The 13,478-nt window shown below is 61.2% G+C and carries 17 protein-coding genes and 1 riboswitch; of the genes, 5 read left to right on the top strand and 12 right to left on the bottom strand.

All coding sequences use genetic code 11. The features are described from left to right. Positions 1 to 29: 29 nt before the first annotated feature. Both C8D77_RS08250 and C8D77_RS08245 read right to left on the bottom strand, forming a co-directional pair. Positions 30 to 638, bottom strand: coding sequence for a YkoF family thiamine/hydroxymethylpyrimidine-binding protein (locus C8D77_RS08250; RefSeq protein WP_109661449.1), 609 nt, complete (start codon positions 636 to 638; stop codon positions 30 to 32). Then, positions 629 to 742, bottom strand: a riboswitch (TPP riboswitch). (Overlaps the previous gene by 10 nt.) Positions 743 to 903: 161 nt before the next feature. Next, positions 904 to 1,821, bottom strand: a complete 918-nt coding sequence (locus C8D77_RS08245) for a LysR family transcriptional regulator (protein WP_109660938.1) — start codon at positions 1,819 to 1,821, stop codon at positions 904 to 906. A gap of 145 nt (positions 1,822 to 1,966) precedes the next feature. Here C8D77_RS08245 and C8D77_RS08240 point away from each other — a divergent pair, with 145 nt between their 5' ends. Next, complete coding sequence (locus C8D77_RS08240) at positions 1,967 to 2,704, top strand: SDR family oxidoreductase (protein WP_109660936.1); 738 nt, start codon at positions 1,967 to 1,969, stop codon at positions 2,702 to 2,704. Between the two features lie 253 nt (positions 2,705 to 2,957). Here the strand turns inward: C8D77_RS08240 and msrA are convergent, their stop codons facing one another. Both msrA and C8D77_RS08230 read right to left on the bottom strand, forming a co-directional pair. After that, a complete protein-coding gene (gene msrA, locus C8D77_RS08235) occupies positions 2,958 to 3,476 on the bottom strand; it encodes a peptide-methionine (S)-S-oxide reductase MsrA (RefSeq protein ID WP_109660934.1) in 519 nt (172 codons plus the stop codon). Positions 3,477 to 3,558: 82 nt separating this feature from the next. Beyond that, positions 3,559 to 5,106, bottom strand: a complete 1,548-nt coding sequence (locus C8D77_RS08230) for a glycosyltransferase family 39 protein (RefSeq protein WP_109661447.1) — start codon at positions 5,104 to 5,106, stop codon at positions 3,559 to 3,561. A 299-nt stretch (positions 5,107 to 5,405) separates the two neighbouring features. Here C8D77_RS08230 and C8D77_RS08225 point away from each other — a divergent pair, with 299 nt between their 5' ends. Further along, the gene (locus tag C8D77_RS08225; protein ID WP_109660931.1) at positions 5,406 to 6,113 is read left to right on the top strand and encodes a hypothetical protein; all 708 of its coding nucleotides are present in this window, start codon (positions 5,406 to 5,408) and stop codon (positions 6,111 to 6,113) included. A gap of 134 nt (positions 6,114 to 6,247) precedes the next feature. Here C8D77_RS08225 and C8D77_RS08220 read toward each other — a convergent pair whose 3' ends face one another. From C8D77_RS08220 to C8D77_RS37540, 7 genes are all read right to left on the bottom strand, one after another. After that, positions 6,248 to 6,571, bottom strand: a complete 324-nt coding sequence (locus C8D77_RS08220; protein ID WP_109661445.1) for a hypothetical protein — start codon at positions 6,569 to 6,571, stop codon at positions 6,248 to 6,250. After that, positions 6,571 to 6,756, bottom strand: a complete 186-nt coding sequence (locus C8D77_RS08215; RefSeq protein WP_109660929.1) for a hypothetical protein — start codon at positions 6,754 to 6,756, stop codon at positions 6,571 to 6,573. The genes C8D77_RS08220 and C8D77_RS08215 overlap by 1 nt, the downstream gene beginning before the upstream one ends. Further along, complete coding sequence (locus tag C8D77_RS08210; protein ID WP_109660926.1) at positions 6,741 to 6,980, bottom strand: hypothetical protein; 240 nt, start codon at positions 6,978 to 6,980, stop codon at positions 6,741 to 6,743. The genes C8D77_RS08215 and C8D77_RS08210 overlap by 16 nt, the downstream gene beginning before the upstream one ends. Before the next feature lie 105 nt (positions 6,981 to 7,085). Beyond that, positions 7,086 to 7,310 (bottom strand): hypothetical protein, encoded by a 225-nt coding sequence (locus C8D77_RS08205; protein WP_109660925.1) that lies wholly within the window; start codon positions 7,308 to 7,310, stop codon positions 7,086 to 7,088. Then, positions 7,310 to 8,029, bottom strand: coding sequence for a glycoside hydrolase family 108 protein (locus C8D77_RS08200; protein WP_109660923.1), 720 nt, complete (start codon positions 8,027 to 8,029; stop codon positions 7,310 to 7,312). Before C8D77_RS08200 ends, C8D77_RS08205 begins: the two co-directional genes overlap by 1 nt. A gap of 175 nt (positions 8,030 to 8,204) precedes the next feature. Beyond that, a complete protein-coding gene (locus tag C8D77_RS08195; RefSeq protein ID WP_170136681.1) occupies positions 8,205 to 9,341 on the bottom strand; it encodes an EpsG family protein in 1,137 nt (378 codons plus the stop codon). Between the two features lie 95 nt (positions 9,342 to 9,436). Further along, a complete protein-coding gene (locus tag C8D77_RS37540; RefSeq protein ID WP_170136680.1) occupies positions 9,437 to 11,911 on the bottom strand; it encodes a hypothetical protein in 2,475 nt (824 codons plus the stop codon). A gap of 1 nt (position 11,912) precedes the next feature. Here C8D77_RS37540 and C8D77_RS08185 point away from each other — a divergent pair, with 1 nt between their 5' ends. The 3 genes from C8D77_RS08185 (at position 11,913) to C8D77_RS08175 (ending at position 12,882) form a co-directional block, all read left to right on the top strand. Then, positions 11,913 to 12,167 carry a hypothetical protein gene (locus tag C8D77_RS08185; RefSeq protein WP_109660919.1) on the top strand — a complete coding sequence of 85 codons (255 nt, stop codon included), beginning with the start codon at positions 11,913 to 11,915 and terminating at the stop codon, positions 12,165 to 12,167. Beyond that, the gene (locus C8D77_RS08180) at positions 12,164 to 12,469 is read left to right on the top strand and encodes a hypothetical protein (RefSeq protein ID WP_109660917.1); all 306 of its coding nucleotides are present in this window, start codon (positions 12,164 to 12,166) and stop codon (positions 12,467 to 12,469) included. The genes C8D77_RS08185 and C8D77_RS08180 overlap by 4 nt, the downstream gene beginning before the upstream one ends. 143 nt (positions 12,470 to 12,612) lie before the next feature. After that, a complete protein-coding gene (locus tag C8D77_RS08175) occupies positions 12,613 to 12,882 on the top strand; it encodes a hypothetical protein (protein ID WP_109660915.1) in 270 nt (89 codons plus the stop codon). Positions 12,883 to 12,917: 35 nt separating this feature from the next. Here the strand turns inward: C8D77_RS08175 and C8D77_RS08170 are convergent, their stop codons facing one another. Next, positions 12,918 to 13,346, bottom strand: a complete 429-nt coding sequence (locus C8D77_RS08170) for a DoxX family protein (protein ID WP_109660913.1) — start codon at positions 13,344 to 13,346, stop codon at positions 12,918 to 12,920. Between the last annotated feature and the right edge of the window lie 132 nt (positions 13,347 to 13,478).

Below are 13,478 nucleotides of genomic sequence, written 5' to 3'. Positions count from 1 at the left end.
TTGACGGCCGCGCGGAGGCGGCGGCAGCTTCAGACAGCCGACGGGCTGTTGGCCGAGACCGTGACGTCGAGGGTTACGTGGCCGGCGCCTGGTCCGAAGCGGCAGAAAGCCTCGTCCAGCGCCGAAAAGATCGCGCCGGCATCACCGCGCAATTTCGTGCAGAAATGCTTGGAACGTTCATAGACGCCGGACTGCTTGAGAAAGTCGATGCAGCCGTAGATCTCGTCCATGTGGTCGTCGGTGCCCATCACATAGAGCGAGAACTGCGCTGCCGCCGGCTGGCCGGTGGCAGCTGCATTGTGCACCGCCGCGATGGCCGCATCCTTGCGCGGACCGAGTGGCCCGACAGGCCCGCCAAGTGCATCGGAGCGGCAGATCGGATCATCCGGCTCGCCAGGGCAGCCGCGCGAGATGGTGGCCGACAACACACAATGTTTGCCGCTGCGCGCCGCCGCCACGAAGAGGTCGCGCATGGCTGGAAACAGCACTTCGGGCGGCCCGACCAGCAAGGTCGAGATGTCGTCGGTCTCGATCCTGAGCTTGTCACGCCAGGGATCGAGCGCGCCAAGCGCGCCAAGGATGACGCCGACGAAATCGTCGGCCATGGGATATAGGGAAATCTGTGCGCCTGAAAACATCGCCCGCCTCGCTCCGCTGGTATTACCCAGATCAGCTTCTAGGGTCTGTGGGCTTGCCGCCCCCGTCTCAGCCCCGACCGTACGGAGCACCCCTGTGGATGCGCGGGTTAAAGCACCATTCGAGCTGAAGTGAAAGCCGTTTTTTCAGCGCACTGCGCCAAAAGCATTGCGCCAGACATGGTGCTGCCTGAGCGGGATTATCGGGCACCCTCGCTGCCGCGAGCGGTTCTCCACAGTCGCGATGCAATCACCTTCGTGCACGCCGTCAACCACCTGACCGTGTTTGGCCGGCATGCGCATGCCGCAGGAAATCGACGAAGGCGCGCACGGTCGGCGGCGTATGGCGCTGCTTCTGGTAGCTGAGGAACCAGCCCGGAAAAGTCGCGCACCACTCATCCAGCAGCGAGACCAGTTTGCCGGCGTCGATCAGCGGACGCACCAGCTCTTCCGCCCAGAAGGCGATGCCGACGCCCTGCACCGCGGCGGCAACGGCCATGTCGCGGCTGGAGACGACCAGCGGACCATCGACCGCGACCGAGAACCATTGGCCACCCCTGGCGAATTCCCATGTGTAAAGGCCGGCGCTGCCCGGCCGGCGCCAGTTGATACAGCGGTGCTGGAGCAGATCCGCGGGTGCTGACGGTGATCCGTGACGGGCGATGTAGTCCGGCGAGGCCACGGCGAGTTGGCGCTGCGCGCCGCCAAGCGGCACCGCAACCATATCGGCTTCGAGAAATTCGCCAAGCCTGGCGCTGACATCATAGCCGGCCTCGACACTATCGATGGCGGCATCGTCGATCGTAACATCGAGCACGATGTCCGGCCATGTCTGATAAAAACGACCGAGCACCGGCTCCAGATAGGTGGCGGCAGCGACGCTAGGCATATGGACGCGCAAGATGCCGGCCGGCGTGTCACGCAAGGCGGCGGCATCGCCGAGCGCCGCCTCCATCTCGGCCATGGCCGGCGCGAAGCGCGCGTGCAGGCGCGCGCCGGCTTCGGTCAGCGAGAGACTGCGGGTCGTGCGGTTGAGCAGGCGCAAGCCAAGCCGCGCTTCGAGCTGGCGGATCATCTGGCTGAGCGTCGATGCCGAAATCCGGAGATCGTCCGCGGCACGAGCAAAATTGCCATGCGCGACGACAGTGGCAAAGGCCTTCAGCTCCGCATAGTCACTTCCGCGCATTATGCCATATTCTCCAATGAGTATGATGGAATTCTATCGCATTTTCCGTAGGGGGTCTGCTGCCTAGCTTGAGGACATGTCTCGAACGTCGCCGATCATCGGCATCGAGCTCATCTGAATCTCCCTCTGAGCAGGAGCGACGAACATGTGGAAACTCAACGGAAAAATCGCCTTGGTGACCGGCGCCTCCTCCGGCATCGGGATGGCAACAGCACTTGCGCTTGCAGCGCAAGGCGCGGTCGTTGCCATTGCGGCGCGGCGCCGGCAGCGGCTTGACGATCTGGCCAAGCGCATCCGCGACGTCGGCGGCGAGGCGCTCGCGATCGGGGCCGACATCGCCGACGAGGAGCAGGCAACCGCGATGGTCAGTCGCGTGCTGGAAAGCTATGGCCGACTGGACATGCTGTTCAATGTCGCCGGCGTCGGCGTCGCGGCCCCCTTCCAGAACACCACCACCAGCGAATACCGGGCGATGGTCGACATCAACATTCTGGGTTTGCTCTATACGATCAACGCAGCGCTGCCGGCGATGAAACGGCAGGGTTCGGGCCATATCGTCATCGTCTCGTCGGGCACCGGCCGCTACATCCACCCTTCGGTCGTCTCTTCCGGCACCAAGCACGCGGCCAGCGCCATGGCGGAATCGCTGCGCCGCGAAATCGGCAAGAACGGCATCCGCGTCACCGTGATCGAGCCAGGCGCGGTCAAAACCGAGTTCACGGCCAACATGCGCGATGACGTGCGCCTGGCGGTAGAGCAAAGACTGGGCGACATGGAACAGCTGGAGAGCGAGGATATCGCCGCTGCGATGCTCTACGCGGTTTCACAGCCACCAAGGGTCAACGTCAACATCCTGACGCTCTACCCGACGCAGCAGGCATGAAAACCCGCAGCCCGTCCCCAGTCGCGATCGATTGCCCGTGGCGTATGAAAGTGGCGCCAGTGGACCTTATGGGGGGAAGCCTAACAGGGCGGCTAGTAGAAATGTTCAGTTTGGGCAGTTATAAGGTTTCGCAATTTTCTTATAACGCTTGAACTTGGGGGACGCGACAAGGCGCGCTGACTGAAGGTGTTTGGGATGTACGATGCGCCGCTCGACGACCTCGTCGAGCGGCAATGCATGGCGGCTCCGAACCCTACGAAACAGCCTTCTCACGAACCGGCAGCTTCCAGCCTGGCCTGACGAAGTGGCAGGTGTAGCCGTTGGGGTATTTCTCCAGATAGTCCTGATGCTCAGGCTCGGCTTCCCAGAAGGGACCGGCCGGCGCGACTTCGGTGACGACCTTGCCCGGCCACAGACCCGAGGCATCGACGTCGGCGATGGTGTCCTCGGCGACGCGCTTCTGTTGATCGCTGGTGTAGTAGATCGCGGAGCGATAGCTCATCCCGACGTCGTTGCCCTGCCGGTTGCGGGTCGTCGGATCGTGGATCTGGAAAAAGCGCTCCAGCAGCGTGCGATAGCTTATGATGGCCGGATCGAAATTGATCTCGATGGCTTCGGCATGGCTGCCATGGTTGCGATAGGTGGCGTTGGCCACGTCGCCGCCGCTGTAGCCGACACGGGTGGAGATGACGCCGGGATAGCGCCGTATCAAATCTTGCATACCCCAGAAGCAGCCGCCCGCAAGGACTGCGCGTTCGGTCGAAGTCGCCATATCACGTCTCCTCAAAAGCAAGTTGATCTCCCCATAAATGGGTATTCTCACCTGCTTCGTCCAGCGGACCGGCTGATCTGCTTCAGTTGCTCGGCCGGGCGAGGCTGTCGATCACACCCGGCAACTGCCTCACGCCGGGCGGAACGGCGGCAAAACTGATCGCCACCGGCGGCGCCTTGAGCGACCAGCTGAAAAGAACGGTCTTGACCGGGATGTTGTCCAGCCACGGCTGCAGCCGAGGTGGCACGCCGCGCCCAGGCCAGACCAGGAGTATGCCGTGGTCGCGCAGCCGCTGGCTGGTGATCCAGGGGGCGAGCCGCATATCGAGCTCGGTGAAGATCGACGGCTTGTCATAGGCATTCAGGCCCGCCAGCAACGCGATACGGGTATCGCCGCCGACGATGTCGAGCCGACCGGGCACCGCCGTGTGCCAGACGGCCTCGGCCTCATCCGAGATCTGCTGGGCCGGCCAGCACACGGCATCCATCCGGCCGCGCAAATTGCAGCTCGTCCAGCGGATACCCGCATATGCACCAGACATGCCGATAATGCAGACAAACGCGCAGATCGCCAGCCGTCGCATCTCGACGGCGCCGAGCCGATGACCCAGCAAGGCAATCGCCACAACGCCGACAAGATTGTACATCGGCGCGCCCCAGGCCTCGCCGGCGCCGGTGAACAGCGAAGCCACCATGACGAGGACCGCCGGGCCAAGCCCCATCCACACGACATAGACCAGCGTGCCGCGCCCGACGGGCTCTTCCGGCGCGGGCGAGCGCCGCAACAGCCCCGATATCGCCAGCACCAGAACGAAGCCGCAGAGCCCGGCTATCTGGACGCTGATATAATAAAAGCGGGAGCGATGGGCTAGCACCCACTGATCGCGCCAAGCGGCATAGGTCAGCGGCAGGAAATCCATGCGGTAGAGCTCGACGGCCAGCGGCGCTGCGACAGCGATGAAACCCGCCAGCCCAAGCCATGGCCAGGGCGTGGCCAGCCGACTGCGTGCCCGTGTGTCCGACAACAGCCAAATCGCGCCGAAGAGCAACAGCAGCCCGGTGGAAAATTTGGCATAGAGGCCGACGCCGGACACCAAGCCGAGCGCCAGCCACCAGCCCGGCCCGCCGCCACGGCTTGCACGCCACAGCAGCCAGCAGATGGCGGCCCAGAAGGGCATCTGCGCGTAGTCATGATTGAACTGCGGAGTGGGCCAGCCGAAGAAATACAACGACGGCATCAAAAGCACGGCGGCCAGCGCGCGCGTTCTCCCGAGCATGTCGCGGGCCAGCAGGTAGACGAAGATAAAGGTCGCCGAGACGACGAACTGGGCAAGCAGATATTGCGGCCAGCGGAACGATCCGGTCAGAAGATGGCTGGTCTCGAGCAGCCAGCCGGGAAGCTGCGGATGCTTGTAGGTCAACAGCACCCATTCGCGACCCCACATGAAGCCCTCGACGACATCGCCGGGCGGGGCGGCGTCGACAAGTGCCGGCATCACGGTCCAACACAGGATCTGCGTCAGGCATAAAATTGCCAGAACAGCTTCCGGATAACGGGGCAGATCCGACCAGATCGACGACTGGCGCCAGTCGCCTGGAACAGAACTGCCGACCGGCAGCCAGCCGTTCATGGGTTCATCGATTCGCGTCATGCGGTGGGTAAATCACATCGGACGGTTTTTCGAACAGCCCAGAACTCAAAGCTTACGAAAATGTATACCTAAACGACCATTGCAAAACCAAGATTGAGGCAGAGTTTCGCCTCACGATGCTGCCTCTCCCCTCACATGCAAGCAAGACGACAATGGAAAACGCCCTCCTGCGGCACCTCGAACATGCCAAGCATGGCGCATTGGCCGTGATCGCGGCAGGCGTCGTTTGCGCCTGACCGGGCCCCCGGTCCCCCACCAACAAGCATCCAGGATTCAAAATGCGCCACCACCATGCCGTCATCCACTACCGTGCGCTCGACTTCTGGATGGCGCGCGCGGCCGTTCTGGTCATCATCTGCCTGCAGCTTCTGGTCATCAACAACCTCTCATTCGGGCCACGCTGGCTGGCCCCGGCGCTGGAGGCCGCCCTGCTGCTGCCCTTGTCGGTGGCCACGGCCTGGACCCAGGCCGCCACCCGAAAGGCGGTCGAGGATCACGAGTGGCATGCGATCGGCCAGTTTCGCGTGATGATCCGCAGGACCGCCCTAACCATGACCGCCATCATCAGCGTCATGAATTGCGGTTCGTTGGTCTTGCTGGTGCGTGCCTTGCTGGAGGGCCATGCCGGCAACAGCGGCACGACGCTGCTGATCGACGCCCTCAACATCTGGGTCACAAACGTCATCGTCTTTGCCTTGTGGTTCTGGAGCACCGACCGCGGCGGGCCGCCGACCTGCGGCCTCGTCAAGCTTGCGCAGGCCGATTTCCTGTTTGCGCAGATGACGCTGAACGACCGTGAGCTTCGCGATTGGCTGCCCGGCTTCGTCGACTATTTCTTCCTCGCCTTCACCAATGCGACAGCCTTCTCGCCGACCGATACCTTGCCACTCTCCCAACGCGCCAAGCTGCTGATGATGGCCGAGGCCATGATCTCGCTGCTGACCATCGCCCTAGTCGCGGCGCGCGCCGTCAATATCCTGGCTTGATCAGGCCAAAACGCAGAAAATAGCCCGCCCGGCGAACCGGAACGGGCTATTTTGGGTTATCTTCGACGGTTCGAGTGTCGCGCGAGAACGTGCCTCGGTAGTTCTACCAAGCAGTCGCCAACCGGAGACAGCAGCTACTCCTCCGGCGCGGGCTTGAACCTGCGCACCACAAACTCGAACAGGACGTCCGAAATCCACATGGCGCAGACGCCAATCAGGAAGGCGGCGGCCAGCGTGGTGGTATCGTCGGCCAGGTCAGGCATCGGCAAGCCGGTGATCCTGGCGTAGGACACCACCGGCAGCGTCAGGTAAGCCGCTGCCAGCGCGCCGCAGATCGGCGAGGCCACCATTTCGCGCAGCTTATAGCGATGCCGCGACAGCGCCCGCAGAACACCGCCGGCAAGGCCAGCCGCCACGACCGGCCCCTTGATGCCAAGCAGGTCGAAAAGATCGTGCATCACGGCCTCCATCCACAGAGCGTCTGGCCCTTTTCGTTGTGAGCCAGGATCGCCGCCACCGACGTCCCGGAAAGGGTCGCCACCTCTGCCCGTGTCGGCCGGATGGGATGCCCGGCCGCGCAGAACGACCCGCCTGATGTTGTGCAGCCGGCCAGCGTGAGCGAGAGCACTATGATCTTGACCATCTGCCCAGCCTCCCCCGGTTGTCGTCCGGCGTCCGCCCGGCGACGGCGTCGTCGATCTTCTGGGCTTCGGTTGCAGCAGCAGCATCTTTCAGAGCCTGCTTGTCCCGCTCTCGCTTCGCGCCTCGCAGATTGCCCCACCCTGCCGCAACAACGGTGGCGATGGCACCAAGAGCCGCGATGGCTATCCCTGCATGCTCGAGCAGAAAGGCGATGAGCGCGGTCATAGATGCCTCACTATGATGCAAACGGACACACCAATCGAAAAGCCGATGCAATATGGCTTGAACACTTCAAGCCAAGCGATGACGAGTTGTTGGAGACCTTCCATCTTACTGCTCCTCTGCCGGTGGCGGTGGCGCGACCATGCCCGCCGGCCCGTCGCGAACGGCGTTGATGATGATCTTGGCCAGCGCAATGGCGCCGCTGATCTGAAGCGCAGTGCGGTCGCTGACCCCGAACATCGTCCAGTCGAAGCCGGCCAGGGCGCCGCCGCAGATGATCGCGATCAGCGTGTTGAGAAGATTGTGCAGCGCGTTGGTGTTGAACCATGTCATCAAAAGAGGCTCCCGAAAAACCCGGTGACGTGATGGCAGAAGGCCACGAGCGCTCCGGCGATGAGGACGAGGATGCCGGCCACGGCAGCCGTCTTGCCGCCGGGTGGCGGTGCCGGCGGCATGGGCTGGACCGTCGGCGCCCCACCAGTTGATGTTTCGACCCTGGCCGGCTGCGGCGCCGGCGCGGCCCCCGGTGCCGCCGGGCGTTGCGCCGACATCAGCAAGGCCTGAACCCGCACCGATCTGACGCGATCGGACCAACCTCGGCCGAAGGTTTTCCATGTCGGCAGCCGTTGGAGAAACGTCAGCCGCGCATCGCAAAGCGCATCGATGATGACACCGGCCGGCTTTGCCTTGGCTGCTGCGAGGGTCGCCGGTCCGATCCGGCCGTCCTGGGCAACGCCCACGGCCGCCTGCAAATATTTCGCCGCCCGGCCAGGCCCGCTGTTCACCGCGAAATCGAAAATGGCATAGTCGACACCATCGGGTAGCTCGGTGCCGAGCACTGCGTCCCAGTAGAAACGGCGGTAGATCGCGGCGACCTGTGCGTCGCTGATCCCGCGCAGGTCCGCCTTTGTCGCGTCGGCCTTCACGTAGCGACGGAAATTGGCGAGCGTCACCCCCTTCATGGTGGCGCCGCCGGGATCGGCCGGATTGTCCGACCAGCCGCCTTCCGATTTGAGAACAAGCGCAAGCGCCCGCGCGAAGTTGCGGTCCATGGTGATGGTTCCTTTGAAGATTGGTCGGCAGGGGCGACGAGGAATTTCACGATCGAGGAGACGAGAAGACCGCACGCGGCACGTCAGTCGATGCGCAGAGCGATGCTCAAATGATGATCAAGGCAAGAACTCCGAGCCGATGAAGGGCCCAAACCGGGCAAGCCGTGGATATGAGTTAGGCGCCTTGCCAGCGGCTGGACGAGCGAGTTTCAGTACTGGGATCGGTGCGCCGAAAAAAACGGCGCGGCGCGGTTATACGAGCATACAGCGTCACGAGCACCACCGGGAGCAAAAGCATCGGCATCATGGCGACCCGGTTGTAGTAAGGTAGTCCGCTCGCCAACATGTAGATAACGGTCATGAGGATACAATATTTTCCCAAGCGCTCATCTGACTTCTTTGCCGCCCTCTTGATCAACAAGACACTTGCGACGCATTGAACTAGCGAATAGGCAAAAAACAAAGCCTTAAACCCTACCCGATAACTCATAAACACGTCGGAAGAGTACTGAGTGTACAGACCTACCTGCGCCAAAATCGGGCCGATTATTATATTGGAAATACCAGAGATGGAGTTGGTAATGTAGCCCGCGAAAATCAAGGAAACTACGCCAACGATAAATTTTCCTGAGCGAGGAACAAAATCTGCCAAGACATAGATTGCAACGAATAGAATAGCGCTATAGTGACTACCAATCGCCAAGGCGGCAAAGAAAATTGCTCGGTACTTCTTGCCGTCATTGATCGCTAGGAAGAATGCGAGAATGAAGATAAGCGAAAACCCTTGACGCAACGTGTTTTGGCCCAGTTGCTCGAACCATGGCAGCATGATTAGGCCGACAGTCGATATCGCACCTAGCACTACGCTATCGCTTTGTCTGACCGAGTAAAGATAGTAGACTGAAACCATGACCATGCTGTTGGCTAGCATGCTGTCAGAGATAGAAAACCCCAGGTTGGCGTATATCCAATGCATGGCGATGAATACGGGCTCGTGCGCCACAGCCGTCATATAGACTAGGAACGTTGCCCTGGTCGCATAGGCGAAATCTCTCGAGTAGGCGACAATATCGCCTTCCAAAGCATATGAGACATAATTCGCATAGTCGGTTCGAGAAGCCGCGAAGAAGAGCACCGGGGCTAGAAAGACCAACGTGGGGAACCAGAGTTGGCGAATGGACCGCATTCGAACGCCTCTTTGATTCTTGGCGACAGGTGCAATAGCACCCTTCATTATTATCATACGAAACGCAAAATGCTGACGCCCTCCAAATAAAGTTGCCGGCCAGCGCCACGTGGGCTCGCTAGACATGGTCCTCATTTTCCGCAGTGATCGCGACTCACGCTGCCCGCCGATCAACGTTGAAAGCACCTCCGATGCTTGCCGAGGGCGGTCCCGATTGCGGCTCAAAACTCAATGAACTCAACTGTCACGCCAAGTCCCGTCAGAGCCCTGCCTGTGCCGGCTGAGTTCGAGTTGACGAATATGATGTCGCCCGGCTCCAGGTCAGCGCCAGCCGAGTTGGCAGTAACAGCGCCGTCGCGCATGACGAAGGCAGTCAGCCCTGTTGCGCTGGTATCAATGGTCGACACGTTTGCCGAAGCACCTGCCCGGAGGCGTCGCAAAATCAGGTTCCTGTAATTGGCCGCATCGGCGGTCGCATCGGCAGTCACTTGGTAGCTGGCTCGAACAATCCGGCCACGGCGACGCGCTACGAACATGCTCTTGTTTATCAACCCGGTTGCAGCGTAATCGCCGAGTTGAGCGGCGATGCTTTCGCCGAATATGTACTTTTGCGCGTCACCTTGGAGTGTAACCGTTCCCCTGACATGATTGTTTTTCCCCCATCTAAGAGAATACGGATAAAGTAGATATTCCCACTTCACCGCGCCGCCAAATGGCCGCCAAACCACGGTGCCATCGGCGATCCGATGATCCGTCCCAGCCGGACCACCTGCGACCGCCGAAGTGCCTGCCGTCACGCAGATGAAATACGCGCCACCGCTCGATCGTACTGCATCCACAGCGTAAGCCGTCGACGCCGCCCACACGGCAATCGATGCCGAACCGTCATCTGTGACAGAAAGAGCCGTTCCGGTTGGCCCGCCGCTGCTTGCTGATTTCCCCTCCGCTGTCGCGCGATAGAAATTCCCACCGTTGGTAACAATAGCGTTGCGCTTGTAGATCGTGTCACCAGCCCAAGCCGCTACGGCGGTGCTGTCGCCGTTCAGCACCACATTGCCGCCGATATCGCACTCGTCGACCGAAGCGCGTCCGGCGCGAGTGGCGAGCCCCGTGATTGTTAGATCCGTAAATGTGCCACCAAGCGTGTTGTTGCCCCGCGTGATCAGCCGACGAACCTTTGCCTGTGAAGGTGTCGAAATATTCAGGCCGCCTTTGTCAGATGCCTCGATGCGCAGTCCGTCGATATCGACGTCGAGATCAGACCAGGCGATCTGATCGGCATTCGACGCGGCCGAAATACAGTTCACAGCATGGTTGAAGCCGCATTGTGCCCGGTAGGAGGTAATGTCTTTGAGCTTCAGGTTGACCGCCTCGCGAATATCGAAGTAGCCGTGATCGTCGAGCACAATGTTCTGCAGGGTAATGTCCTGCACGGGGGCCGCTCCGGCATGATTCCCTGCCGACCAATCCCACCCGATGTAAAAAGCCGGAATGGCCGCTGAACCGGCCGCCGAGCCGGAGATATTTGACAGAAGGATGCGCTTCCCGACCTGGAAATTCCTGACAATCGTGCCTGCAACATATTCCGCAAAGGTATCGGGCGTCGTCGTCTTATAGTTTACGGTGACGATATTTCCCGCGTTGTTGACTGAAAAATCGCCGATCGAAGCGTCGACCTGATCGTTGACGTCGATGCACTGGTTCACGCGCGAGGTCGACTTGAACACTCCATTCCGGATTACGACACGTTGGCTGGCGCCGTCGAGATCGATCGCTTCCGAGAAATCTTCGAAAAGGAAATTCGTCATCACGAAGCCGTCGACATAGCGAACATTGAAACCGCCCGTCACCTTCTGGTGACTATGCCCGTCGACCTGCACATTCTTGCTGTTCTGGATGTGGGCGTAGTAGCCACGCCGGCTGCCGCTGGAACCACCCTTGGTATCAAGAAACCTCAGTCCGTCGACGCCGACTGCATAGACAAAACGCTGGTTGCTGTTCGTGGCATCGGCATTATTTTCAGGATCGAAGGTAACACCATTAAACGTGATGTTCTTGCGGGCGCCGACGGTCATGTTCTTGTCAGTCGAGAAGACCGGCTGGACATCCGCCGCGATAACACTAGCCCGGCTCACGCCGTGCAACACCGCCTCATCGCCACTGAAAGTAACATTGTCCGCAGTCAGCGCAACCGCACGATAGACATTCACCGAAGGGAAATTGCCGAAGGTGAAAGGTGAGACCGAACCTGGCACCATTTTGTAGGAACCGGCTGGCAGCCTGACCCCGCCCAGCGCCAGGTCGTGCGCCGCCTGCACGGCTGGCGCATCGTCATTGTAGTTATTCTTGCGAGCGCCTTTCTGTGAAGCAAGAGGCGTGCCTGACAACGTATACCCCGCGAGCGTCAAGCCATCGCTCAAGGTGATCACCAGATCCCCAGCCGTGGTCCCGTTCTTCCGATAAACCGCGCCGCTGCCCGCCACCTGATGGCTGTCGTAGAACGCGGTGCGGATGTAGGTCGGGGCGATCACCGGGGAAAACGCTTGGGCGGCCGCGAGCGTGGCGAATTGCGGATCGATCACCGTTGTCATCGCCTCGGCCGCGACATTGGCCGCGGCCTGGGCCTGGTCGATGATGTCTTGCGTGGCGTCCCGGATATCCCCGACGATGTCGTCGGATTGGTAGAAGCTGAGCACTATGTCGCTGATTCCAACGATAGGGTTCAGCGTCTGGAATGCAAAGCTGCCCTCACCCGTCAACGATTCTCTAAGAAAAAATTCCTATACCGCTTTTCCGGGCGATCCTGAAGATCTGCAAAGGCATAGCCTCGCCGCGCCCTCCGGAGCGAAAACGCCGCTCGCGCGTTTCGATCTGGATCTGGCGCAATTCCGGACGGAAAACCGTTTCACATTTTTCCTGGAATTGCTCTGGCCACGGGAGCAATCACCATGAATGTCGCCAATCTTCAACTCGAAGGCCTGCTGATGGCCGTCGCGTCTATCAACCACCTCCTGGTTCAAAAAGGGGTGCTGACGGCGGAGGAAATCGATTTGGCGCTGCGCAAGACCGAGGCCGGCGAAACCAGTCAGGAGCGATCCGACGGCATGTCCGCTTCAAGCCGTGACGCCGTCAACTTCCCGATCCGGCTGCTGGGCCTCGCCAATCAGTGCCAGCCGGAGGCGGACATGCCCTCCTTCTCGAAGCTGGCCCGCATGGTCGGCAAGATCAAGGAACCCTACAACGACCAGCTATGAGGGCTCCAGGACGACGGACCGACACTGGCAACCCCGCGGAAATCCCGCTTTTGCCGGCTGGCTGGTTTTTGGCCGACGGCTGTGAAATCATTAGCCAACACGCATGGAATGATTCCCGTCACACGCCCTTGTGGGAGAAGACGATGGACAGACCAGCCATGGCATCCGTGTTCAGGGTGCGGCATGCACCGGCCACGGTTTCCGGGGTGCGCAGCACCGGCCAGGGCCAGGCCGACCCGGTCATCCGCGTGCGTTCGCTCGGCGAAGCGATCCGCTTCGTCGCCCACGCTTATCCCCAATACGATATCAGCGCCGTCGCCATCACCTCGAGCGATCCTTCGGCCCCTCGCCTCGGCAGCCTGGAGGTGAAGGCGCTTTGGCGTGAGTATGGCGAGCGCCTGACGCAGGAATAGCCAGGCCATTCTTTCGCGACCGCGCCGCATGGTGCTCACGCCCTGCCCGGCCATCCCAGGTTTAGCGAAAGCACCCGGCCCGGCCCGTGCACCGCCGCAAACAGCAGCCCGGCCAGGAAGGAAAAATGGTCGATAAAGAAGCCGAACTCGGCCTGGTTTCCGGCCCAGTGGCTGGGCCCGTGGAAGGCAAAGGCGAGGAACAGCACATAGGCGGCGGCGATCAGGGCCGCCTGGGTGAAGAAGGCGCCGGTCAGGAAGCACAGCACCAGGGCGACTTCCAGAATCGCCGCGCACCAGGCCAGGAACAGCGGAAACGGAAAGCCGGCGGCGGCGATATAGCCGGCGGTCGCCTCCATGCCCATGAACTTGAAGGTCACGGCCATCAGGAAGACGCCCGCGAAGATCAGCCGGGCGATGAGAAGGGCCGCGGTCTGCCACGGCGATTGGGTGATTTGCGACGACATGCTCGTTCTCCAGCTTTGCAGGTTGGTCGCTCCTAGGACGCGCGACGATCGCCAGGTCCGACACATCAGGCCAATTTTTTAATCGACAAGCGCGATGCAGGCGCTCCGCCAGGGATCCGGGATGCCTCTTGA

Source organism: Mesorhizobium loti (genome assembly GCF_003148495.1).
In the GTDB taxonomy this organism is placed as follows: Bacteria; Pseudomonadota; Alphaproteobacteria; order Rhizobiales; family Rhizobiaceae; genus Mesorhizobium; species Mesorhizobium loti.
The sequence above is the reverse complement of the archived record's forward strand: the minus strand, read 5'-3'. Positions and strand labels throughout refer to the sequence as shown.

Bases quoted from the DNA above. Each gene is read 5' to 3' on its own strand.
- C8D77_RS08240 (WP_109660936.1), top strand. From the start codon at position 1,967: ATGTGGAAACTCAACGGAAAAATCGCCTTGGTGACCGGCGCCTCCTCC.
- msrA (WP_109660934.1), bottom strand. From the start codon at position 3,476: ATGGCGACTTCGACCGAACGCGCAGTCCTTGCGGGCGGCTGCTTCTGG.
- C8D77_RS08230 (WP_109661447.1), bottom strand. From the start codon at position 5,106: ATGAACGGCTGGCTGCCGGTCGGCAGTTCTGTTCCAGGCGACTGGCGC.
- C8D77_RS08250 (WP_109661449.1), bottom strand. From the start codon at position 638: ATGTTTTCAGGCGCACAGATTTCCCTATATCCCATGGCCGACGATTTC.
- C8D77_RS08245 (WP_109660938.1), bottom strand. From the start codon at position 1,821: ATGCGCGGAAGTGACTATGCGGAGCTGAAGGCCTTTGCCACTGTCGTC.
- C8D77_RS08215 (WP_109660929.1), bottom strand. From the start codon at position 6,756: ATGGTCAAGATCATAGTGCTCTCGCTCACGCTGGCCGGCTGCACAACA.
- C8D77_RS08195 (WP_170136681.1), bottom strand. From the start codon at position 9,341: ATGTCTAGCGAGCCCACGTGGCGCTGGCCGGCAACTTTATTTGGAGGG.
- C8D77_RS08200 (WP_109660923.1), bottom strand. From the start codon at position 8,029: ATGGACCGCAACTTCGCGCGGGCGCTTGCGCTTGTTCTCAAATCGGAA.
- C8D77_RS08220 (WP_109661445.1), bottom strand. From the start codon at position 6,571: ATGCACGATCTTTTCGACCTGCTTGGCATCAAGGGGCCGGTCGTGGCG.
- C8D77_RS08225 (WP_109660931.1), top strand. From the start codon at position 5,406: ATGCGCCACCACCATGCCGTCATCCACTACCGTGCGCTCGACTTCTGG.
- C8D77_RS08175 (WP_109660915.1), top strand. From the start codon at position 12,613: ATGGACAGACCAGCCATGGCATCCGTGTTCAGGGTGCGGCATGCACCG.
- C8D77_RS08205 (WP_109660925.1), bottom strand. From the start codon at position 7,310: ATGACATGGTTCAACACCAACGCGCTGCACAATCTTCTCAACACGCTG.
- C8D77_RS08170 (WP_109660913.1), bottom strand. From the start codon at position 13,346: ATGTCGTCGCAAATCACCCAATCGCCGTGGCAGACCGCGGCCCTTCTC.
- C8D77_RS08180 (WP_109660917.1), top strand. From the start codon at position 12,164: ATGAATGTCGCCAATCTTCAACTCGAAGGCCTGCTGATGGCCGTCGCG.
- C8D77_RS08185 (WP_109660919.1), top strand. From the start codon at position 11,913: ATGTCGCTGATTCCAACGATAGGGTTCAGCGTCTGGAATGCAAAGCTG.
- C8D77_RS08210 (WP_109660926.1), bottom strand. From the start codon at position 6,980: ATGACCGCGCTCATCGCCTTTCTGCTCGAGCATGCAGGGATAGCCATC.